We start from the raw sequence: 21,989 nt of genomic DNA, 5'->3' as shown, positions 1-21,989 counted from the left end.
ACACCGTAACTTACCTGTAAGATCTCCATAAAAAAACAAAAAAGGAGCGGATGATTATGAATTTCGATAAAGTACTTGAATTAGGTTGGGGAGATCTTGCAATCGGAGTAGCTGGCTCAACAGCCGTTATGCTATTTATCAATTTCTACACTTTAATGTAAGGGGTGACATATGATTAACGTAGATACTTAAAAGCTCTTTTCCGATTCAAATGGAAAAGAGCTTTTAACATGCTTTTTTTTTTGCATTCAAAAACGCCTTCCCCCTTACAATCCGGAAAGACGTTTTTTATCCATAGGCTACTAATTCCACTTTACAAACCTCCATGTAATTGTTGTAATTCGCGCTGCTGAATTAATAACTCATCGAACATCGCTCGGTTTCCTGTACTCAATGCTTCATCGATCAGGCGACTGTAGTTTTCCTGCTCTAAAAAGTAAATAGCATCGGTTGCTTCTTTTCGTGTTTGTTCGTTCACTTCAATCAATTCATCTCTTTCTTCTTGCACTATTGCTTGAAGATGCTTGTGGATATCCGACACGAGCAGCAATTGATACAAAGGCAAGCGGATAAAGCGATTGCCTTTTTGAAAGACGAACACTTCCGAAAGGTTTTCTACTTGAAAGGTATTGAGGTTGACGATAATCTCTTTGCCTTCTACGGGAATAAAGTGAAACAACTCATCATCTTTCATAATTGAAAAGTACTGATAAGCAAACACAAACTTTACTAGATGCCCTTCTTTCTTTGTATAGAATGGCTTCATGAGTTTTACATGCAACATATGACTCACCCCCCTAATTATTTGTAATATTCTGATTACATAAATTATAGCATAAAAGTTTCTTCTCGAATATAGAATTGCATAACAACCTTCTTATATAGTAGACGTTTATGAACATTTTTTGTCACAACTTTTATGCTATTTCTGTGATTCATCGTTCTTTATGATCCTCCCAAATTTTTTCTCACGAAGTTGAAGCACAGATTTCTTTCACTAAGTACGATTAACAAAGGTTCTTCCTCACACACGACTACTTACAAAATCGCACTCTATACCGATCTACCTGTGCCAAGAGAATACTTAATACGAAAAAGCCTACCAACTAACCAAAATAGGTTAGCTGGTAGGCACAGGAGAATCGCGTTGTTATTTTTTCGTGCGTGTTCGTTGATGTCGGTGACGTGGAGTGGTGACCATAAAATGCATTTCGTTTGGCTCAATATAAATACATAGTTGTTCCAAAATACATGCCACCAAAACACGAAACTCCTCATCAGATAATTGCCGTTTGTAAAAAACGATTCGGTTCATTTTGAAATCAATCTGTATTTGCGCTAGGTGCTCTGGAAACAATTGAGGGTTATGGATACTGTAACAATCACCATCTGATGAAATTTGCCAACTGATTTTACCAAACACCAATTCATCCTTCGTATAGACTACTTCCCAAGCCCCAACGTCCTTCGGATGCAAAACAGAACGCAAGTCGGGGATTTCTAAAACAAACGAATTGAACAACTATCATTCTCCTATCCAAAACGATATAATTAGGTCTTTATAACTTTTATAATACCATTTATCTTACACAAAAAGAGGACTAAGCAGAAATAAATTTGCTATTTTTTAGGCTATGCTGCATTAAACGATTGTTCACCGTTTACGGAGCAGTCTGAAAGTCGTATAATAGAAGGAAAGTCTATTTTGGGGCGATGCATATGGCTACGGTTCAATCCCTAGCGAAAAGATTCGAAGATACGATTCACAATTATATGGCTGCTATCGACAAATCACTTCTACCGACTCGTGCGTTGGATGAAGAAATGGTTCGAAAAGCAGTCTTTTTAGTGCGACACGATGGTGTACAAATTCAATCATTTAACGAAGAACGCTTATTACTTGAAGCTATTGTAAAAGATGCTCATGCAGTGAAGGTTATTTTGAACTTTGACAAGCTTACGGCAATTTGTGCTTGTCCACAGGAGCCGATGTGCCGCCACCGATTGGCGGTCATTTTTGCGCTGTATCAAAAAATCGGTTCTCTTTCTGAATGGGTGGCCTCTTGGCGTGAACCTGAAAATAAACAACTTACCTTATTAGCTGAGAAGCGCTCTCCTGAGCAGTGGACAAAGCTAATCCGCAGCATCTGGCGCGATGAAATTCCAGATTACACAACACGCAATTATTTTTATTTTGAACAAATGTATGATGGTCGTTTGAAAAACGCATTGTCTTATATGCCCTTAGAACGTGAATGGAAGGTTCTTTACCGCACTTATGCTCATTTTATTTCTTTGACGGAAGTATGGGCGACTTTTATCACGGGTACACAAGAAGTTCACCATTCGTTTTTTAAGACTTGGTTTGATGACGAAATCCATGCATTGCGGGATTTGCTTGAGCAACTGCGCGTGCAGCACCGGACATTCGAAACAGATGCTTTTTTTGAACACTTGAAAATCTTAATCCGAGAGTTTATAGAAGAAAAAGATCAATCATTTTCACAGCGTTTTTCACTTTACGAATTATTTTGGACTACCTTGTTTACTACGAGCAGATTGCGTGAAGAAGAACTGTTGGCATTTAAAAATCCGGATGAACGTTTAAAAACTTTTTTTGCCGTTTTGTTAAAGAGAGAATTGGACGTTAAAAAAATATCGCCAAACGAAACACACGACTGGGTCGCTTTAGCTGTTCTTGCTGAAAATGAAGGGCACTTACAAGCGCTGACCAGTATTCTCTTGGCCATCAAGCCTCACGTAAAAACATTTCTCTTTGAAGGACTCTATACACAATACCGGCATCAATATGTTCGAACGCTCAGTCGCTTGTTTTCACAAATCGAATTAAGCGAATTAGACTGGGAAGATCTATTCAAGCAGTTTGGTCATTATGGGTTGCCTGCGTACTCTGCTTATTTAATCGAAAAGCAATTGTATAAACAGTGGGCAGAATTGCATCACCTTCACAATTCCCCTTTGTATTTTGCAGAGGAGTGCGGTCTTAAAGAAGTACAGAATGAGGCACCTGACTATGTGCTGCCGCTCTTTCACCGATACGCGCTGGCTCACCTTGAAGAACGGAACCGTCCAAGCTACAAACAAGCGGTCCGAATCTGGAAAAAGATGAAAGCAGCCTGTAAAAAAAGTGGTCAACTGGACTTTTGGACTGCTTATATTGCTGAAATCCGGACACAGAACAAACGCCTGCGTGCACTGCAAGAAGAGATCGAGAAAGGAAATCTTATATGAATCAATTCCAAACTGAAGGAAGCCGTCTCTATTATTTAACCATTACCCGTGGAGAACTTTTCCGTATTCAAGCGGTCAATGAAGCCGGCAACCGGATTCCTCCTGAAATCTGGAAGTCGTATTTATATTTTCTGGATAAAGACAGCTTTTTTGGCTTGACTGCACAGACTGATGGCCTGGATTTGGTCTTGACTCCCGCTGATTTTGTTCGTCTATTTCAAAGCGAACCTCACCATTACGTTACATTTGTCGGACAGCGCGCTGAAGATGAAGGCTGGTTGAAGCTTGCCGGAAAAGTGGCAGACTCGTTAAGTGATCCTAAGCTATGGGATCATGTGACAATTGAAGAAAATAATATTATCATTCACGATGCCTATGGAGATAGTGAAATTCGAACGTTTCTTGCTGATACCATTCAACATCAATTGCGCCAAAAAGGATTATCAGTAGCCCAACTTCCTTATATTCAAGGCTTTGTTCAACAAGCAGGTTGGCAAGGGTTACCGGATGCTGACGATTATGTCGTAGCAGTGCAGCTGAGCGAACCGGATGCTAATGAATTTTGGTCTTTTAAAGTGGTTATGCGTTCGAAGCGTGGCAGTGTTTACTGGTCTCCTTCTAAGCGCCGTGCAGATGAACTCATTGATAAAGCTTTACCAGAGAAATGGCGCTCTTTTGCTGAAGATATCAAAAAACGTCAATCGTTGCTACTGAGTTTATGCCCTTCTATAGAAAGTTTTGATGAAGATCGCTTTTATCATACCGAATGGACAGACGCAGAAATTCTTGAGTTTCTGCGCAATGATGCAGAAATTTTGCAAGCTTTTGGTATTGAAGTGTCCATTCCGTCTTGGTTGAAAGTTGTTCAAGAATCAAAAATCCGCGTCAAAGCGAATGTCAATTCACCGATCAAAAAAGCATCGGTTGTCGGGCTTGATCAAATCATTAATTTTGACTGGCAGTTTTCCTTAAATGGTCATGAGCTGAGCATGCAAGATTTCCAACGCTTAGTGTCTGAGAACAAAGAATTTATTCGTATTGGGAACGAATGGGTGCGTGTCGATTCAAACTTATTGATGCAATTGCGGAAGATGATTGAAGAAGCAGAAGATGCTGATTGGACAATCAAAGATATGTTGTTCCAAAATGTCCCTGATATCATGTTGGAGGAAACGGCTGATGAAGAAGATCCATTAGTTGAATTCCATTTGAACCGATCGCTAAAAACATTGCTGGATAAACTACTGGACAAACGCGACTTACCTGAGACACCCTTGCCACAGAATTTATTGACAGAGCTACGTCCTTACCAGAAAATTGGTTTCGATTATTTGGTGTTTATGCGTGAAGAAGGCTTTGGACTTTGTTTGGCAGATGATATGGGGCTTGGAAAAACGGTTCAGTTGATCACCTACTTGCTTCATGTCCATGGAAAAAATCCCGATCAACCATCGCTCATCGTCTGCCCAACTTCAGTGCTCGGCAACTGGCAAAAAGAATTAGAACGTTTTGCGCCTGAGCTAAAGGTCGTCACTCATTACGGAAGCATCCGTCCGAAAGGCGAAGAATTTAATGCCTTCTTAGCTGAAGAAAAACCGGATGTTGTTTTATCGACTTATGGCATCGCCTCTTCGGATGGTGAGGAAATGCAAAGCTTGCACTGGTCGAGTATTACACTCGATGAAGCGCAGAACATCAAGAATATGTACACAAAACAATCCCGGACCATTCGAAAATTCAAAGGTGACCATCACATTGCCTTGACAGGAACACCAATTGAAAACCGTTTGTCTGAATTGTGGTCAATTTTCGATTTTATCAACAAAGGCTATCTCTATCGGATTAAGCAATTCCAGGAGAACTTTATGATTCCAATTGAACGGGATAATTCTGAAGAACACAAAGAAAAATTGCGTCAGCGGATTCAGCCGTTCCTGCTACGCCGGACGAAAAAAGATCCGGATCTTCAGTTAAACTTGCCTGAAAAACAAGAACAGCTGGAATATTGTCCACTAACACCAGAGCAAGCGGCTCTTTACGAAGGACTTGTCCAGGATACGGTGCAGAAAATGGAGACGCTCACAGGATTCGAGAAAAAAGGACTAGTCTTGAAAATGCTTAGTAAATTAAAGCAGCTATGTAATCATCCGTCTCTTTACTTGAAAGAGCCGTATACCAACGCTGCTGAAGTTTTGCCTCGTTCTCAAAAACTGGAGCGCATTGTGACCTTGGCCGGAGAAATTGCTGAACGCGGGGAACAATGTTTGATTTTCACGCAATACATCGGGATGGGACATTTGTTGCAACAGGCAATCAATGAATTATACGGACACGAAGTGCCATTCTTAACAGGCAGCATGCCAAAACAACAACGGGATACCTTAGTGGCTCAGTTCCAAGCTGGAAAATTCCCGATTTTCATCTTGTCTTTAAAAGCAGGCGGTACGGGCCTTAACTTAACAGCCGCAACGCATGTCTTACATGCAGACAGATGGTGGAATCCAGCTGTGGAAAATCAGGCGACTGACCGTGCTTACCGGATTGGTCAAACCCAATTTGTTCATGTTCATAAATTTGTGACAATCGGGACGATTGAGGAGAAAATTGATTCGTTATTGGTTCAAAAACAATCGATGTCAGAAGAATTTATTCAATCGAGTCAATGGATGACCGACCTTTCTGATCACGACTTGAAAGAATTATTTACTTACACACTTTAATTAGCGTTAAATAATCCGGCCAGGTCCCCACCTGGCCGGATTTCCCCTTTTAGACGCGAATACTCACCCTTTTTGAATCGAACGGAAAATCACTTTCAGTTCACTTAGTTCCCGCTCGGCCTCTGCCAATCGTTGATGGAGCAAAGCCGTTAGTTTGATTAATTGCTCCATATGCACTTCTAGCTGCAGCTGCACATCTTTTGGCATAGCTAAGTGCCTCCTTTGTTTACTCATTTATGCATTGATTTGTTCAGTTTGTGGCGGTTGGAAATCGAAGTCTGCATCGTTTTGCGGCACTTCTGACTGCGGAGCATTTTCTTCTTGTGACTTTCTTTTATCGAGGAATCGAATTTGATCACCGAGTACTTCTGTCACATAAATACGTGTGCCGTCTTCTTTATCGTAGGAGCGTGACTGAAGACGTCCCGTAACTGCGACGAGTGAACCTTTGACGCAGTATTTCGAGACATTATGCGCCGGTTTTCCCCAGCTGGAACAAAGTACAAAATCTGTTTCTATTTCTCCTTTCTGATTTTTGTAGTTTCTCGAAACTGCAACGATGAAGGAAGTATGTATCCGACCTTCATTCATGACGCGCATGGATGGATCTTTTGTTAAACGCCCTACAATCCCAACTTGATTCATTTTCTCACCCCCTTTACTTAACTAGAGCATACTAAGAAGATTGAATTCTTTGCAAAGTAGGAAAAATAATTTTTTGGGGCTTTTCCTCTATCATATTTCATTTTTGATCGATTGCTAAAAATAGTTTTCGCTGCTATTAGTTGAGTTTGTTCAGTTTTCATACGAGTGCACCGCAAATCAAAACTGATTTTTAGTAGAATCTGGATATTTCCAAACAAGCTTTTTCAGTATGCCAGCCAAATCTTCTATATGCTATACTGAAACAAAGTTGTATAGGAGGCATTGCTAAATGAAAACATTTAAAATGCTGTCATTGGGTATTGAAAAAGATGACCAAGTGACGGATTATCCGGTAAATGACGGCATCATCATCAACCAAGAAAATAGTGAACGCTCGTGGATTCTTGAAATGCTGATTGATTTAGAACATCAAGATACGTTTGATCAGCTAAAAAAAACAAAAGAGACGGTCGCCGTCCAAGTTGTCATTTCTTATCCTGGAAACGAACCTGCCCCTTTTGAAGTAGAAGTTCATGATGTGAAAATCATGGGTGATCATGTTTCAGTCTTAATGAAAGGTACACTAAAACGAGCTCGTCGAAAATACGCAGAAACTTTGCTGTCAGAGTTGCTAGAAGATGGACTTGAAGGCCAAGACTTACTCGAACGCTTTGAAATCGATATGCGTACGCGGCCAGGGCTTCGTAAAGACGAAACTTAATGGCACCTTAAAATCCCATATAAAAAGCTGTTCCTGAAAGTCTACATTCTGACTTTCAGGAACAGCTTTTTTATTCTTAAATGAATGGAAGCGATGTTTATTCGTTTACTCAAACTTTAATCGAGTGATTTTTTTACCAGCTTTTCTTCAATAAAATCCGCTTCTGCTCTGCATGCATAGTCATAAGAGGTATGTAAAAGTTCCTGTTTGGCTTCAATGCGGGCAACTTGTTCTTCAGAAGGGGGTTCGTTTACTATCCGTTCAATTGTTTGATTGATTCTTTCTGCAATACTTTCGTGAAATGCAGGAGCAAGCTTCGTTTCTTCCGGTACTTGTTTATACCACTTTGCCTCATTTTCAATATATGCTTTCCAAGCAGCCATAAAGTCGACTAACTGGTATTTCTCTTCTTGCCATTCAATTTGAGTCATATATTTTTCGAATACTTTCGAGATGGATTTTGTAATACTGCTTTTCACACTTGGTGGCAGTGATTTGTACATATGACTAGCCTCCATTTCCAAACGCCAAATTTAGATGTGCAGCTTTAGCAACTTACTCTGCTGAAGCTACTGGTCCCAGTGCAAAGAGAATATCGCATTCGCACGCAATTTCCCCATCCACTGTAGCAATTGCATGACCTTTGCCCATTGAACCGCGCAATTTTGTCAATACTACCTCTAAACGCAACTGATCACCCGGCACAACTTGTCTTTTAAATCGACAGTTGTCGATGCCTGTAAAAAATGCTAGACGGCCTTTATTGGCATCTAATTGTAGAACAGCGGCTGCACCAACTTGTGCGAGCGCTTCAACAATTAAAACACCCGGCATAACAGGGTACCCTGGAAAATGCCCATTAAAAAACTCTTCGTTTGCCGATACGTTTTTTAAGCCAACAGCTTTCTTGCCAGCTTCAATTTCTAAAATGCGGTCTACCATCAAAAATGGGTAGCGATGAGGTAAAATTGCTTGAATTTGTTCTGTTGTCAACAATTGATCCAGCTCCTTTTATCTTACTTTACAGTGTCTACTACTCTTTTTTCAAGTGCCATCTACTAGGTGAAGTTTTTCGTTATTTGCCACTCATGATATCTACTATATGCTGCCAAGTTTCCCATTTCAGCGCATCAGCCGGTTCACCATCGCCAATGACACCAAAGCCAATCATGACGCCTAAAACAACCGCTAACGCAATCAATGCAATGACAATGATAATACGAAGCCAGATTGGAAACAGCCGTATTTGAACCCACCACGTCTTTTTCGGATTCTCTGTACTTGCTGCATCTTTAGACGTTTTTTTTCGAAGAGAAAAGTTTTTCTTCAGTTCAGCCATTCACTCCGTCAACCTTTCCATCTACTGAATTATCGAATTCCAAACAAAACTCGAATAGATAAACTGTAGTTAGTATAACTAGAATATTCTACTTTGACTATCTGCCGATTGCCCTTATTTTCTGTGACGAAAAATATTTTCTTTTGCCTCCAGCATCAGACCCGTTCCCAACACAACACATTCCAATGGATTTTCGGCAATTGAAACAGGGATTTCTAATTTTTCGGCTAATAACTGATCCAGCCCGTCCACTAATGCGCCACCACCCGTTAAAATTGCGCCACTTTCCACAATGTCTGACGCTAGTTCAGGTGGCGTTTTCTCCAATACCATTCGCGCTGCTTCAACTATCGATTGAATCGAATCCCGTAAAGCAGTTTCGATTTCCGGTGAAGTAATGATCAACGTTTTTGGAAAAGCCGTTAACAGATCACGTCCACGTATTTCTATTTCTTTTGCTTTGGTACACGATACTGCTGTCCCAATTTCCTGCTTAATCTTTTCGGCAGTTTTTTCACCAATCAACAACTTATGGTGATGTTTAATATAAGTCATTATCTGCTGATCAAAGCGGTCACCGGCTATTTTAATGGTTTCACTTGTGACAATATCCCCCATGGATAAAACTGCGATATCCGTCGTCCCACCACCAATATCAATGACCATGCTGGCGTTTGGTCGATAGATATCAAGACCGGCACCAATTGCCGCTACTTTTGGTTCGACTTCCACGTACACTTTTTTGGCACCTGCTTTTTCTGCGACTTCACGGATTGCATTTTGTTCAATACTCGTGACATTCGTCGGACAACATATTAGAATGCGTGGCTTTGACATAAAACCCTTTAACTTTAAAATATGAATAAAGTGCTTCAGCATTGCTTCAGTAACATCAAAATCGTGGATTACTCCATCTCTCAATGGACGGACAGACACAATGTGTTTTGGCGTTCTACCAATCATTTTATGCGCTTCTTTTCCAATAGCCACGATTTCATTTGTTTTCTTATCCATGGCTACTACTGAAGGTTCGTTCAAAATGATTCCTTTGCCTTTAACATATATTAATACATTTGCAGTCCCTAGATCGATTCCGATATCTTTAGAAAACATTAAGCTCGCACTCCTTTTAAACCAGTTATTCCGTTTGACGACTTATAATCTAGCGCTTTTCGAACGGCATATGTACAAAATGCACAAATCAGTTTGACTTCCCTACTACTCAACGATAGAAAACTCCTCATTGACAAAATTTCCCGCCATTTTTATGTACCTTCAAAAAGATTCTCTTAACAGAGTATTTTATCATAATGTAGATCTCATTGACAAAAATTCCTCGATTTATTCACACCAATTGAAAAAGCTTGCGGGACTGGTAAACAGTGCCGCAAGCCCTTTATAAACGTATTAGACCAATTGCTCAACTTTAACATCAATCTGTTCAGTAGTTACACGCTCAATGTCTGCGCCTAAAGCTGCTAGTTTTAAATGAAAGTTAACATAGCCGCGATCCAAATGATAAAGTTCGTTTACTCGTGTAATTCCATCTGCAGCAAGTCCCGCAAGAATCAATGCAGCCGCAGCTCTTAAATCTGTAGCCGCAACTTCAGCTCCTTGAAGCTTTGAGGGACCTTCCATAATTACCGAACGTCCTTCAATTTTAACTGCAGCATTCATGCGACGGAATTCTTCCACATGCATAAAGCGATTTTCAAAAACAGTTTCCGTCAAAATACCATTGCCAGTTGCAGTTAGCATTAATGACATCATCTGCGATTGCATATCTGTTGGGAATCCTGGATGTGGCATTGTTTTGATATCGATTGAACGGAGCGGACGACTTGCACGGATACGCAATCCCTCTGCTGTTTCTTGAATATCAACACCCATTTCACCCATTTTAGAAATCAATGCTGTCATATGTTCTGGCACAGCGTTTTCGATCGTTACATCGCCTTCTGTAATTGCAGCTGCGACCATAAACGTTCCTGCTTCAACACGATCTGGGATGATGTAATGTTCAGCACCATGCATCTCTTCTACCCCTTCGATGCGCATCGTATCTGTACCCGCGCCAATAACGCGACCACCCATCTCATTTATGTAATTAGCTAAATCAACAATTTCAGGTTCTTTAGCAGCATTTTCGATAAGTGTTGTGCCTTCTGCTAAAGCAGCAGCCATCATAATATTTTCAGTTGCGCCTACACTCGGAAAATCCAAATAGATTTTCGCACCACGTAAACGACCTACTGTTTTTGCTTCAACAAATCCGTTCCCAAATGTAATGCTCGCACCCATTGCTTCAAAACCTTTTAAGTGCTGATCGATGGGACGTGATCCAATTGCACAGCCACCTGGCAACGCTACACGAGCAAAACCATTACGCGCAAGAACTGGTCCCATTACCAAAATTGAGGCACGCATTTTACGTACATATTCAAATTGTGCTTCGCTCGATAACGTTGCAGAAGAATCAATTAACATTTCATTTTTTTCTGGGAAATACTCAATGGAAACGTTCAAGCTTTTCAAGACCTCTTGGATTGTGTATACATCTGCTAAATTCGGTACTTCTTTAATTACACTTGAGCCTTTAGAAGCCAATAATGCTCCAGCCAATACAGGGAGAACTGCGTTTTTAGCACCTTCTACCCGTACCTTTCCTTTTAACTTTTGGCCGCCTTTTACAATAATCTGATCCACTAATATGCCCTCCATATGTTTAATATTCATCTATATATCTCATCTACAATTAAAAGTCCAATGTCATTATTTAGAACCAAAACCTTATTCATATTACCTTTTTTTTTAATAAAAAACAAGCAACTATACTCTCATTTTGTTCTATTATTAATCGGAACACTACATTGTTCGTATACCTATTCACTTTTATGTCCGTTAAGGCTAAAAGTCATGTTTTAAAAGTATTTCTACTAAACCTTTTCCCCTCTGTCATTAGCGTAAACCTTATACACTCTTTTATTTCCCCGGAAATATTAATTTTGCCGTTTTGCCACAGCTATGAACTTCAAGGCCATGGCAAAACGGCAATTTTAAAACAGATAAGGCAATTGCCTAGACCAAGATGAAATATTTAGGAAAAAAGTAGATACCATTGTCCCTATTGAAATACTAAGAAAAATATATAGAATTTGGGCCTGTAACACATGATGCTTGTGAATAAATTTTTCAAACATTAATGCACGCATCGCATAAAAAGCAACCCCGGTGAAGAAAATATGGCTAAAAATAGAAATCAATGCTGTTTGTCCAATCATGTTTTCCATGTTATCCATCCTTTCATAAATTGAAAAAGCGGACAAAAGTCAATTGCCCTTTTGCCCGCTTCTGCTTTTCTTTATTTTCTAGTTTCAACGGCCAACTCCTCGGGTCATAAGCCAACCCAGCTATGTGGCAAAGAACGCCACACTGTTGGTCTGCCTTATGCCTGTCGGAGCTGTGCGGCCGCTTTCACTTTTCTTACGATCCAGTTCCAACGGCCAACTCCTCGGGTCATAAGCCAACCCAGCTATGTGGCAAAGAACGCCACACTACTGGTCTGTCTTATGCCTGTCGGAGCTGTGCGGCCGTTTTCACTTTTCTTTAAACATTACCCTCATAAACGTTGATACGATTCATCGCACGCTTTAACGCCAATTCTGCACGTTTAAAGTCGATTTCATCTTTATTTGCCTGTAAAAGTGCTTCTGCACGTTTAGCGGATTCCTGAGCACGAGACAGATCGATGTCTGTTGCGCGTTCAGCCGATTGTGCAAGGATAGTCACTTTTTCAGGACGGATTTCAAGAAATCCGCCGTTTACCGCAACTAATTCTGTCGAGTTGTCTTTCTTTAATCGGACTGCACCGATTCCAAGAGGAGCTACTGTTGGAATGTGACCTGGTAAAATACCCATCTCACCTGTTGCTGTAACTGCAATAACCATAGATACTTCTGAATCGTATACCGGGCCGTCGGGAGTGACAATATTGACTGTAATGGTCTTCATTTTTTTCCCTCCTGGTCCCTGGTTTTAGACTTCTACGCCCATGCCTTTTGCTTTTGCAATAACATCTTCAATGCGTCCAACTAAACGGAAAGCATCTTCTGGCAAGTGGTCATATTTTCCATCAAGAATTCCTCTGAATCCTTTGATCGTTTCTTGAACTGGAACATAAGAACCTTTTTGGCCTGTGAACTGTTCAGCAACGTGGAAGTTTTGAGAAAGGAAGTTTTGAACGCGGCGTGCACGGTTAACCGTCAGCTTGTCCTCATCACTTAGCTCATCCATACCAAGGATTGCAATAATATCTTGTAATTCTCTGTAGCGCTGCAAAGTTTCTTGAACTTCACGCGAGATTCCGTAATGTTCTTCGCCAACAATTTCTGGTGACAATGCACGAGAAGTTGATGCCAAAGGATCCACTGCTGGGTAAATACCCATCTCAGAAAGTTTACGCTCAAGGTTAGTCGTTGCATCTAAGTGAGCGAAAGTTGTAGCCGGAGCCGGATCCGTATAGTCATCGGCTGGTACATAAATTGCTTGAATTGATGTTACTGACCCTTTGCTTGTCGTCGTGATACGCTCTTGTAATTGACCCATTTCAGTAGCAAGTGTTGGTTGGTAACCAACTGCTGATGGCATACGGCCTAGTAATGCAGATACCTCAGATCCTGCTTGTGTGAAACGGTAAATGTTATCGATGAATAGAAGAACGTCTGCGCCTTGTTCGTCACGGAAGTATTCTGCCATTGTCAAACCAGTCAAAGCAACACGCATACGTGCGCCCGGTGGCTCGTTCATTTGGCCGAAAACCATAGCCGTTTTCTTAATAACGCCAGAATCGCTCATTTCAAAGAACAAGTCATTTCCTTCACGTGTACGTTCACCAACACCAGCGAATACGGATAAACCACCGTGTTCTTGTGCAATGTTGTTAATCAATTCTTGAATAAGAACTGTTTTACCTACACCGGCACCACCGAAGAGACCGATTTTACCACCTTTGATGTAAGGTGCAAGCAAATCGACAACTTTGATACCTGTTTCAAGAATTTCAACTTCTGTGGAAAGATGCTCAAATGTAGGTGCTAAACGGTGAATCGGATCGCGACGCACTGCTGCTGGAATTTCTTCCCCTAAATCGATAACTTCACCAAGCACGTTGAATACACGGCCTAATGTTACATCTCCAACTGGAACAGAAATTGCTTTGCCCAAGTCAGTTACTACTGAACCACGTTGTAATCCATCAGTGGATTCCAGCGCGATTGTACGGACTGAATCATCACCAAGGTGAAGAGCCACTTCAAGCGTTAAAACGACTTGATCTTGGCCGGGACGATCAATATTTACAGTTAAGGCGTTATAAATAGCTGGAAGCTGTCCGTTAGCGAACTTGATATCTACAACAGGTCCCATAACCTGAAGAACGTGTCCTGTATTCATGCTGTTCCCTCCTGTCTTACTTTTTTATAAAATTCCCTATACGGGATGCTCGTTTTTTAGAATGTAGCATCTAGATTTTACAGGCTCTCAGGCAATCTACTCTAGAAATAAAATTTCTAGTGCATTTCGCCTTCAGCCTGTCGAGTCTACATGAATACTTCTGTATGTCTTACTCTAAAGCAGATGCTCCGCCGACAATCTCTGTAATTTCCTGTGTGATTGCTGCTTGGCGTGCACGGTTATATTGAAGTGTAAGTCCACTAATCAAATCAGACGCATTATCAGTCGCGCTCTTCATTGCTGTCATGGATGCAGCATGTTCACTCGCTTTGCCATCAAGAACAGCCCCAAAGATTAAGCTTTCTGCGTATTGAGGAAGTAGAACTTCCAAAATTGCTTCTGCTGAAGGATCAAACTCATACGATGCAGTTGATCCTGTCGGTTGAATATCCGTCAGCGGCAAGACTTTTTTCTCTGTGACTTCTTGTTGAATAGCTGAAACAAAGTGATTGTAGTACATATAAACTTCGTCATACGTACCATCTGAGAACATACCAACAGCTTTGCGCGTTATTTCTTTAATATCCGCAAACGTCGGATGATCCGGAAGTGCGATTGCACTCTCAAGAATCGTCATTCCTTGCTTCGCAAAGAATTCCTTTCCTTTCCGGCCAACGCTGAGGATTACAAAGTCGTCATTAGATGTATGGCGTTCGCGGATTTTAGCCATAACAGTACGAAGAATATTACTGTTATATCCACCTACTAGCCCACGATCTGATGTAATCACTAAATAAGCGGTTTTCTTTACAGGGCGAGCAATCATCATCGGGTTGCTAGTATCTGAAGACCCAGCTGCGATAGATGCGACAACATCCTGAATTTTGTGCATGTATGGAACGAACGCTTTCGCGTTTACTTCCGCACGGCTTAGTTTAGATGCAGAAACCATTTGCATGGCTCTTGTGATTTGACTTGTTTTCTTCGTTGACGTAATTCGGTTTTTTATATCGCGTAATGATGCCACTGGTATTTCACCACCTTATTATTTTTTCTTCTTATTCGAACTCGATATTACTCAGATTTTGCAAATGTGCGTTTGAATTCGTTAATCGCTGCAGCAAATGCGTCATCAGCTGGTAATCCTTGAGTTGTGCGAATAGTATCCAAAATTTCTGTGTGGTTTAGATCTAACCAGCTTGTCAATTCAGCTTCAAAGCGAGAAATGTCGTTGATCGCGATATCGTCAAGGAATCCACGAGTTAACGCGTAGAAAATAACAACTTGTTTTTCAACTTTGATTGGGTTGTTCAAGTCTTGCTTCAAGACTTCAACTGTACGTTTTCCACGCTCAAGTTTCGCAGCAGTTGCAGCATCAAGATCTGAACCAAACTGTGAGAATGACTCAAGTTCACGGAAAGCAGCCAAGTCAAGACGTAATGTACCCGCAACTTTTTTCATTGCTTTGATCTGAGCTGAACCACCAACACGTGATACAGAAAGACCCGCATTGATCGCTGGGCGTACACCCGAGAAGAATAGATCCGACTGAAGGAAAATCTGACCATCTGTAATCGAGATAACGTTTGTTGGAATATATGCAGCAATATCGCCAGCTTGCGTTTCAACGAACGGCAATGCTGTGATAGAACCTGAACCAAGAGTTTCGTTTAATTTTGCAGCACGTTCTAGTAAACGTGAGTGCAAGTAGAAAACGTCACCTGGGTAAGCTTCACGGCCTGGTGGACGACGAAGTAGTAGTGAAAGTTCACGGTAAGCAGATGCTTGTTTTGTTAAATCATCATAGACGATTAACACGTGTTTGCCTTCAAACATGAATTCTTCTGCCATTGTAATACCTGCATAAGGAGCCAAGTACAATAATGGAGCTGGTTGTGAAGCTGAAGCTGTTACAACGATTGTGTAATCTAATGCTCCATTTTTACGGAAAGTTTCTACTACGTTACGTACAGTAGATTCTTTTTGTCCGATTGCCACATAGATACAAATCATATCTTGGTCAGCTTGGTTTAAAATCGTATCGATCGCTACAGAAGTTTTACCTGTCTGACGGTCACCGATGATCAACTCACGCTGTCCACGACCGATTGGCACAAGTGCATCAATCGCTTTAATACCTGTTTGAAGTGGCTCATGAACCGATTTACGGGCCATTACACCTTGTGCAGGGCTTTCAATTGGACGAGATTTTGTTGTGTTGATTGGTCCAAGACCGTCAACAGGTTGTCCAAGTGGATTTACTACACGTCCGATAAGTTCGTGTCCTACCGGTACTTCCATAATACGGCCAGTTCGACGTACTTCATCGCCTTCTTTGATGTCTGTGTAAGGGCCAAGGATAATGATACCAACGTTGTTGGCTTCCAAGTTTTGCGCCATACCAATAGCACCAGTTGAGAACTCTACAAGTTCTCCAGCCATGACATTGTCGAGGCCATGAGCGCGCGCGATACCATCACCAATGGTAATTACAGTACCAACGTCGTCAACTTTCATCTCTGATTGATAATTTTCAATCTGTTGTTTAATCAGACCGCTGATTTCTTCAGCTTTGATGCTCATGTATGTCACCCTCTCATAATTTCATAATTAACCGATTAGTTGACGTTGCAAGCGTGCCAGTTTCGTGCTCACGCTGCTGTCATAAATACGGTTACCGATTTGAATACGTAATCCACCGATCAACGATGGGTCGATAATATTTTCAATTCGCAAAGATTGTTTACCAATTTTTTTAGCGAATACAGAAGAAATCGATGCACGTTCTTCTTCAGTCAATGGACGTGTAGAATATACTTCTGCATCTTCGATTCCTTGTGCATGATTAGATAAAGCAATAAACTCATCAGCCAATGAGCCAACTTCGTTCAGACGTTTGCGTTCTGCCATCAATTGAAGTGTGTTAACGACAAACGGATTTGCCTCATGAAACACTTCATTGATTAAGTTTGTTCTTTTATCAGCTGAAAGTTTTGGAGAAACAATCAAATTGTAAAGTTCAGGAGTCATTTCAAAGACTTTTTTCACTTCACGTAAATCATGTTCAATTGCCAAAGACGATTCATGCTTTTGAGCGACTTGGAACAATGCTAAAGCGTAGCGTTCTGCAACTTGACTCACTGAACTTCGCCTGCCTTCGCAATCGTTTCATTAATCAACTGACGGTTGTCTTCCTCAGAGATTTCTTTTTCAAGCACTTTCGTAGCAGCAAGTAGTGACAATGCCACAACTTCTTCACGAACAGCTGAAATCGCTTTATCTCTTTCGTTAGCAATTTCCTGAACTGCAGCATCTTTCATGCGAGCAGATTCAGCACGTGCAGTTGTAATGATTTCCTCACGCGAAACTTCGCCTTGCTTTTTAGCGTTTTCAACGATTTCTTGTGCTTGCGTACGCGCATCTTTAAGAAGGCTGCGCTGCTCTTCAAGCAATTTGTGTGATTCTAGACGGCTGTTTTCAGCAGTTTCGATCTCACTCTTGATCAAATCTTCACGTTGCTGCATTATGCCCATCAAAGGACCCCATGCGAACTTCTTCAATAGCAACATTAGTAAAATGAAGATCACAAGTGTAGCGAGAATGTCTCCAATATTCAAAAACTCCCCGGTTGCACCGAGTACGAGGTGATCAAAAAACACGATTGTTTCACTCCCTTCAAGAGCCTAAAATGCAATTTCTTCTATAGTAAGATCTTTTATTTTCGTAAGTTGTGTTTCTGAAAAATACTAGTTCATACAAGTTTAAATGGCGAAAACCATGTCGAAGCATCCCCACCATTTAACTTTTTGTATAAAAATACTATTGGTTCATAACGATGAACGCGATAACTACAGCGATGATTGGCAATGCCTCAACCAATGCAACACCGATGAACATAGTTGTTTGTAATACGCCACGAGCTTCTGGCTGGCGAGCGATACCTTCAACTGTTTTTGAAACGATAAGACCGTTACCGATACCCGCGCCTAGTGCTGCTAAACCTACTGCGATTGCTGCTGCTAATAAACCTAATGAACCTGTCATTGTAATGTGTCCTCCTCAGGATAGTTGTTTTTTTGTTTGCTCGATGAGCAGTTTATACTCAATGGTCGTCGGCAACTTTATGCGATAAATAGACCATCGTCAACATAACGAAAATAAATGATTGGATTGCCCCGATAAAGATCGAGAACCCTTGCCACGCCATCATTGGTAAAATAGCTGTTGCAAATCCGAAAGCACTTGCTGATGCGAGGCCTGCTAACAAAGTTAACAAGATTTCCCCCGCATAGATGTTACCGTAAAGACGCAGACCGAGTGTCAGCGTATTTGCGAATTCCTCAATAATCTTTAAAGGAAATAGGAATGGCATGGGCTTAAGATAGCTTCCGCCATATCCTTTTAGTCCTTTTAGCTTGATCCCATAAAAATGGCTCAAAACTAGTACCGTTGCGGCTAGTGTCATTGCTACCGTCGGATCAGCTGTTGGTGATTTCCACCACAGATCTCCGTTGACAACTATTGCAAATGGAAGACCCAACATGTTCGACACAAAAATGAACATAATCAGGGTGATTCCAAGAACATGGAATCGGCCACCATCTTTCCAATCCATATTGCTTTTGATTATCCCTTTCACGAAATCCATGATCCATTCCATGAAGTTTTGCATACCCGTCGGTTTGAGTTGCAAATTCCGTGTAGCGACAAAAGCAATTAGGAAGACGATAAGAGCGGCTACAAGTAGCATCATAACGTTCGATAGGTTGAACCAGATCCCGAACACCTTGAGCATAGGAGCGCCATGTTCCACGATAGTTTCACCTCTCTTTCCACATTCTTAATGGTGTTTCACGTGATAAACAATCCGCTCTGTTAATAACAGAGCATAAGGGACCATCAACCCAATTACTGTACTGACCAAGTGAATGTGCTCTGCGAATAAAATGGCAATCGCCACAGCTGCAACACCTGATGCAAACCGTAATGCCGTTCCAAGCGAACGAACTTTCGAGCCTTCAGCCACCGCTCGGTCGAATTTCTCCATCCGACGAACGAGAATCCACATGTTGTAAATGCCGAACAAAGTTCCGATGATGAGACCTGCGAACACTTCTTGATAAGAGGTAAACCCCCAACCAATAACGTAGAACGCTAAGATGAAAAGGATCATCTTTTTCAGCCTTGTATATATCTCCCTAAGTCCATCCATTTTCACTTGTCTCCTGATTCGAATTTGCGGACAGTCTGAAGCATTGCCCAAACACCGGCAGTAATGCCTATGAATAGGCAGATGATCATGAAAAACGGGGCGGTTCCGATCCTTTCATCGAGCCACATACCTGTAAACACCCCGATGAGTACGGACCCGACAAGTTGTGAGAGGATGGCGCTGTAAATTGCCATCGCTTGCAAGGGCCTTTTTGTTGGGCGCATGACAACCCCCTCGAACTTCGTTGATTTGACATTACACCCTCAAAAAGAGTAGTCGCATCAGGCTTCCAAATTACATATTCTATGTAAGAAAACCTTCTCATGCATACCCTTTGTAAGCATACATTAGGGGTAAAATCATGTCAATTAGTAGAAGTGAAAAACTTCACAAGCGATTTCCCTCTGACATATTGTCGACAAACTTTAACTAGAAAAGTGAAAGTGCTTGTTTAGCTCTGACAGGTGTAAGACAATCTGGCGAAGCGGCGTTCTTTGCCGCACAGCCGGAGTGGCTTACATCCCGAAGAGCTGGGCACTTGCAACTGGCCAACACGAAAAGTGGAATCGGCTATTTTAGCTCCGACAGGCTTAAGGCAGAATGGCGAAGTGGCGTTTTTTCAGCCACACAGCCAGGCTGACTTAAGACCCCGAGGAGCTAGCCGATGCAACTGGACAACACGAAAAGTGGAATCGGCGATTCACTCTTTTACAACTTCGAGAAATAAGTGTGCAATGCTTCTACAATCCGAGCAGATGCTTTACCGTCTCCATATGGATTAGATGCTTGCGACATTGCTTTATACGCCGCTTCATCCGTCAGCAATTCTTTGGCCATTCCGTAAATTGTTTCTTCGTCCGTTCCCGCAAGCTTAAGCGTTCCCGCACTAATACCTTCAGGGCGTTCAGTCGTATCACGCAGGACCAATACCGGCTTACCTAGTGATGGCGCCTCTTCTTGAATGCCACCAGAGTCAGTCAGGATAAAGAACGAACGTGCTGCAAAGTTGTGGAAATCCAAAACTTCCAACGGTTCGATCAAATGGATACGCGGATCGCGACCCAATACCTCATCTGCTACTTCACGTACTGCCGGATTCATATGCACCGGGTAAACTACTTGAATATCGTCATGCTCTTCGATCAAACGTTTGATGGCACGGAACATATTGCGCATCGGTTGGCCTAAATTTTCACGACGATGTGCCGTCAAAAGAATCATACGATCCGTACCGATTTTCTCCAAAATTGGATGCGAATACGTTTCACGCACCGTTGTTTGAAGTGCATCAATCGCTGTATTTCCTGTAATATAAATGGTTTCTTCTTTTTTGTTTTCAGCAAGCAAATTTTGAGCAGATTTTTCAGTTGGTGAAAAATGAATGTCTGCCATGACTCCCGTCAATTGACGGTTCATTTCTTCAGGATATGGCGAGTATTTATTGTGCGTACGCAAACCCGCTTCTACATGTCCAATGGCAACTTGGTTATAAAATGCGGCAAGACTAGCGGCGAAAGTTGTTGTCGTATCGCCATGAACCAGTACGATATCTGGTTTTGCTTTTTTCATAACTTCATCAAGCCCTTGCATCGCGCGCATTGTCACATCAGTCAATGTTTGGCGATCTTTCATAATGTTCAAGTCGAAATCAGGCGTGATACCGAATGTCTCCAGAACCTGGTCCAGCATTTCTCTGTGCTGCGCCGTCACCGTTACTAATGGCTCAATGGTGTCTGGATGTTTTTGCAGTTCTAACACAAGCGGTGCCATTTTAATGGCTTCAGGCCGCGTACCAAATATCGTCATTACTTTCCATTTTTTCGTCAAGCTGATATACCTCGCTCTCTTATTTTGTTCCGAATAATCGGTCGCCAGCATCTCCAAGACCTGGTACGATATATCCTTTTTCGTTCAATTTCTCATCAAGCGCTGCGATGTAGATATCCACATCCGGATGAGCTTTTTGCAAAGCTTCTACACCTTCAGGAGCTGCGATGATGCACATGAAACGGATTTTTGTGGCTCCACGTTTTTTCATAGAGTTGACTGCTTCGATTGCTGATCCGCCTGTAGCAAGCATTGGATCAACTACGATGAAATCTCGTTCTTGTACATCAGAAGGTAATTTCAAGTAGTACTCAACCGGCTGCAACGTAACCGGGTCACGGTATAACCCAATATGTCCAACTTTAGCAGCTGGAATCAATTTCAAAATTCCATCTACCATTCCAATTCCTGCACGCAAAATCGGCACAACGCCTAATTTTTTTCCTGCTAAAACTTTAGATTTCGCCATTTGAACTGGTGTCTCCACGTCGATTTCCTCTAATGGCAAGTCGCGTGTGATTTCAAATGCCATCAATGTAGCAATTTCATCCACCAATTCACGAAACTCTTTTGTGCCTGTAGATTTATCACGGATGTACGTTACTTTATGTTGGATCAGCGGATGATCGAAAACGTATACTTTTCCCATGGCCTATCTCTCCTTTTCAAATATTATCTTAAATAGTATAACAGAAAACCAGTAGCCCAAGTTGTCAGATATTGCTTTAGCATTATTCAGTTATTTTCACCTATGGTTTATTTCACAAAAAAAAGCCAGGATAACTTCCCCAGCTTTTCTTGGCATCAAATTTTCGGACAACC

General features: G+C 41.5%; 25 protein-coding genes. 3 read left to right on the top strand and 22 right to left on the bottom strand.

All coding sequences use genetic code 11. The annotated features are described in order from the left end of the window. Positions 1 to 313: 313 nt before the first annotated feature. Both AUO94_RS12240 and AUO94_RS12235 read right to left on the bottom strand, forming a co-directional pair. Entirely contained in the window at positions 314 to 784 is a 471-nt protein-coding gene (locus AUO94_RS12240; RefSeq protein WP_058384483.1) for a hypothetical protein, read from the bottom strand. Positions 785 to 1,150: 366 nt separating this feature from the next. Then, positions 1,151 to 1,522 carry a hypothetical protein gene (locus AUO94_RS12235; protein WP_058384482.1) on the bottom strand — a complete coding sequence of 124 codons (372 nt, stop codon included), beginning with the start codon at positions 1,520 to 1,522 and terminating at the stop codon, positions 1,151 to 1,153. 197 nt (positions 1,523 to 1,719) lie between these two features. On the opposite strand from AUO94_RS12235, the gene AUO94_RS12230 reads away from it, so the two are divergent. Both AUO94_RS12230 and AUO94_RS12225 read left to right on the top strand, forming a co-directional pair. Beyond that, complete coding sequence (locus AUO94_RS12230) at positions 1,720 to 3,252, top strand: hypothetical protein (protein WP_058384481.1); 1,533 nt, start codon at positions 1,720 to 1,722, stop codon at positions 3,250 to 3,252. Further along, entirely contained in the window at positions 3,249 to 5,972 is a 2,724-nt protein-coding gene (locus tag AUO94_RS12225) for a DEAD/DEAH box helicase (protein ID WP_058384480.1), read from the top strand. The genes AUO94_RS12230 and AUO94_RS12225 overlap by 4 nt, the downstream gene beginning before the upstream one ends. Before the next feature lie 63 nt (positions 5,973 to 6,035). On the opposite strand, the gene AUO94_RS17440 is transcribed toward AUO94_RS12225, so the two are convergent. Together AUO94_RS17440 and AUO94_RS12220 are read right to left on the bottom strand one after the other, a co-directional pair. Beyond that, complete coding sequence (locus AUO94_RS17440) at positions 6,036 to 6,179, bottom strand: hypothetical protein (RefSeq protein ID WP_169793176.1); 144 nt, start codon at positions 6,177 to 6,179, stop codon at positions 6,036 to 6,038. Between the two features lie 27 nt (positions 6,180 to 6,206). Beyond that, on the bottom strand, positions 6,207 to 6,617 hold the full coding sequence (locus AUO94_RS12220) for a single-stranded DNA-binding protein (RefSeq protein ID WP_058384479.1): 411 nt from the start codon (positions 6,615 to 6,617) through the stop codon (positions 6,207 to 6,209). Between the two features lie 289 nt (positions 6,618 to 6,906). Between AUO94_RS12220 and AUO94_RS12215 the strand changes: the two genes are divergently transcribed. Further along, positions 6,907 to 7,338: a YwpF family protein gene (locus AUO94_RS12215; protein ID WP_058384478.1), complete on the top strand. Its 432-nt coding sequence runs from the start codon at positions 6,907 to 6,909 to the stop codon at positions 7,336 to 7,338. Positions 7,339 to 7,454: 116 nt separating this feature from the next. On the opposite strand, the gene AUO94_RS12210 is transcribed toward AUO94_RS12215, so the two are convergent. From AUO94_RS12210 to upp, 18 genes are all read right to left on the bottom strand, one after another. After that, positions 7,455 to 7,841, bottom strand: a complete 387-nt coding sequence (locus AUO94_RS12210; RefSeq protein WP_058384477.1) for a hypothetical protein — start codon at positions 7,839 to 7,841, stop codon at positions 7,455 to 7,457. A 52-nt stretch (positions 7,842 to 7,893) separates the two neighbouring features. Next, positions 7,894 to 8,334 carry a 3-hydroxyacyl-ACP dehydratase FabZ gene (gene fabZ / locus AUO94_RS12205; RefSeq protein ID WP_058384476.1) on the bottom strand — a complete coding sequence of 147 codons (441 nt, stop codon included), beginning with the start codon at positions 8,332 to 8,334 and terminating at the stop codon, positions 7,894 to 7,896. A gap of 79 nt (positions 8,335 to 8,413) precedes the next feature. After that, a complete protein-coding gene (locus AUO94_RS12200) occupies positions 8,414 to 8,677 on the bottom strand; it encodes a DNA-directed RNA polymerase subunit beta (RefSeq protein WP_058384475.1) in 264 nt (87 codons plus the stop codon). Positions 8,678 to 8,791: 114 nt separating this feature from the next. Next, positions 8,792 to 9,790, bottom strand: coding sequence for a rod shape-determining protein (mreB, locus tag AUO94_RS12195; protein WP_058384474.1), 999 nt, complete (start codon positions 9,788 to 9,790; stop codon positions 8,792 to 8,794). Between the two features lie 294 nt (positions 9,791 to 10,084). After that, entirely contained in the window at positions 10,085 to 11,383 is a 1,299-nt protein-coding gene (murA, locus tag AUO94_RS12190; RefSeq protein ID WP_058384473.1) for a UDP-N-acetylglucosamine 1-carboxyvinyltransferase, read from the bottom strand. A gap of 350 nt (positions 11,384 to 11,733) precedes the next feature. Beyond that, positions 11,734 to 11,967 (bottom strand): DUF1146 family protein, encoded by a 234-nt coding sequence (locus AUO94_RS12185; RefSeq protein WP_058384472.1) that lies wholly within the window; start codon positions 11,965 to 11,967, stop codon positions 11,734 to 11,736. 316 nt (positions 11,968 to 12,283) lie between these two features. Then, positions 12,284 to 12,688, bottom strand: a complete 405-nt coding sequence (locus AUO94_RS12180) for a F0F1 ATP synthase subunit epsilon (protein WP_058384471.1) — start codon at positions 12,686 to 12,688, stop codon at positions 12,284 to 12,286. Between the two features lie 24 nt (positions 12,689 to 12,712). Next, positions 12,713 to 14,128: a F0F1 ATP synthase subunit beta gene (gene atpD / locus AUO94_RS12175; RefSeq protein WP_058384470.1), complete on the bottom strand. Its 1,416-nt coding sequence runs from the start codon at positions 14,126 to 14,128 to the stop codon at positions 12,713 to 12,715. Positions 14,129 to 14,297: 169 nt separating this feature from the next. Further along, positions 14,298 to 15,155, bottom strand: coding sequence for an ATP synthase F1 subunit gamma (gene atpG / locus AUO94_RS12170; protein ID WP_058384469.1), 858 nt, complete (start codon positions 15,153 to 15,155; stop codon positions 14,298 to 14,300). A 47-nt stretch (positions 15,156 to 15,202) separates the two neighbouring features. Continuing rightward, positions 15,203 to 16,711 (bottom strand): F0F1 ATP synthase subunit alpha, encoded by a 1,509-nt coding sequence (atpA, locus tag AUO94_RS12165; RefSeq protein ID WP_058384468.1) that lies wholly within the window; start codon positions 16,709 to 16,711, stop codon positions 15,203 to 15,205. A 27-nt stretch (positions 16,712 to 16,738) separates the two neighbouring features. Further along, positions 16,739 to 17,269, bottom strand: a complete 531-nt coding sequence (locus tag AUO94_RS12160) for a F0F1 ATP synthase subunit delta (protein ID WP_058384467.1) — start codon at positions 17,267 to 17,269, stop codon at positions 16,739 to 16,741. After that, positions 17,266 to 17,787 (bottom strand): F0F1 ATP synthase subunit B, encoded by a 522-nt coding sequence (atpF, locus tag AUO94_RS12155; protein WP_058384466.1) that lies wholly within the window; start codon positions 17,785 to 17,787, stop codon positions 17,266 to 17,268. Before atpF ends, AUO94_RS12160 begins: the two co-directional genes overlap by 4 nt. 160 nt (positions 17,788 to 17,947) lie before the next feature. After that, complete coding sequence (gene atpE / locus AUO94_RS12150; RefSeq protein ID WP_006829234.1) at positions 17,948 to 18,172, bottom strand: F0F1 ATP synthase subunit C; 225 nt, start codon at positions 18,170 to 18,172, stop codon at positions 17,948 to 17,950. 58 nt (positions 18,173 to 18,230) lie between these two features. Further along, positions 18,231 to 18,941 (bottom strand): F0F1 ATP synthase subunit A, encoded by a 711-nt coding sequence (gene atpB / locus AUO94_RS12145; protein WP_058384465.1) that lies wholly within the window; start codon positions 18,939 to 18,941, stop codon positions 18,231 to 18,233. Positions 18,942 to 18,968: 27 nt separating this feature from the next. Continuing rightward, positions 18,969 to 19,340 (bottom strand): ATP synthase subunit I, encoded by a 372-nt coding sequence (locus AUO94_RS12140; RefSeq protein ID WP_058384464.1) that lies wholly within the window; start codon positions 19,338 to 19,340, stop codon positions 18,969 to 18,971. A 2-nt stretch (positions 19,341 to 19,342) separates the two neighbouring features. After that, positions 19,343 to 19,564: an AtpZ/AtpI family protein gene (locus AUO94_RS12135; protein ID WP_058384463.1), complete on the bottom strand. Its 222-nt coding sequence runs from the start codon at positions 19,562 to 19,564 to the stop codon at positions 19,343 to 19,345. A 484-nt stretch (positions 19,565 to 20,048) separates the two neighbouring features. After that, positions 20,049 to 21,167 carry a non-hydrolyzing UDP-N-acetylglucosamine 2-epimerase gene (wecB, locus tag AUO94_RS12130; RefSeq protein WP_058384462.1) on the bottom strand — a complete coding sequence of 373 codons (1,119 nt, stop codon included), beginning with the start codon at positions 21,165 to 21,167 and terminating at the stop codon, positions 20,049 to 20,051. Between the two features lie 19 nt (positions 21,168 to 21,186). Beyond that, positions 21,187 to 21,816 carry a uracil phosphoribosyltransferase gene (gene upp / locus AUO94_RS12125; RefSeq protein WP_058384461.1) on the bottom strand — a complete coding sequence of 210 codons (630 nt, stop codon included), beginning with the start codon at positions 21,814 to 21,816 and terminating at the stop codon, positions 21,187 to 21,189. Positions 21,817 to 21,989: the final 173 nt, after the last annotated feature.

The organism is Planococcus kocurii, assembly GCF_001465835.2.
GTDB lineage: Bacteria > Bacillota > Bacilli > Bacillales_A > Planococcaceae > Planococcus > Planococcus kocurii.
Note: the sequence above shows the minus strand (reverse complement) of the source record. Positions and strands in the feature narration are given on the sequence as shown.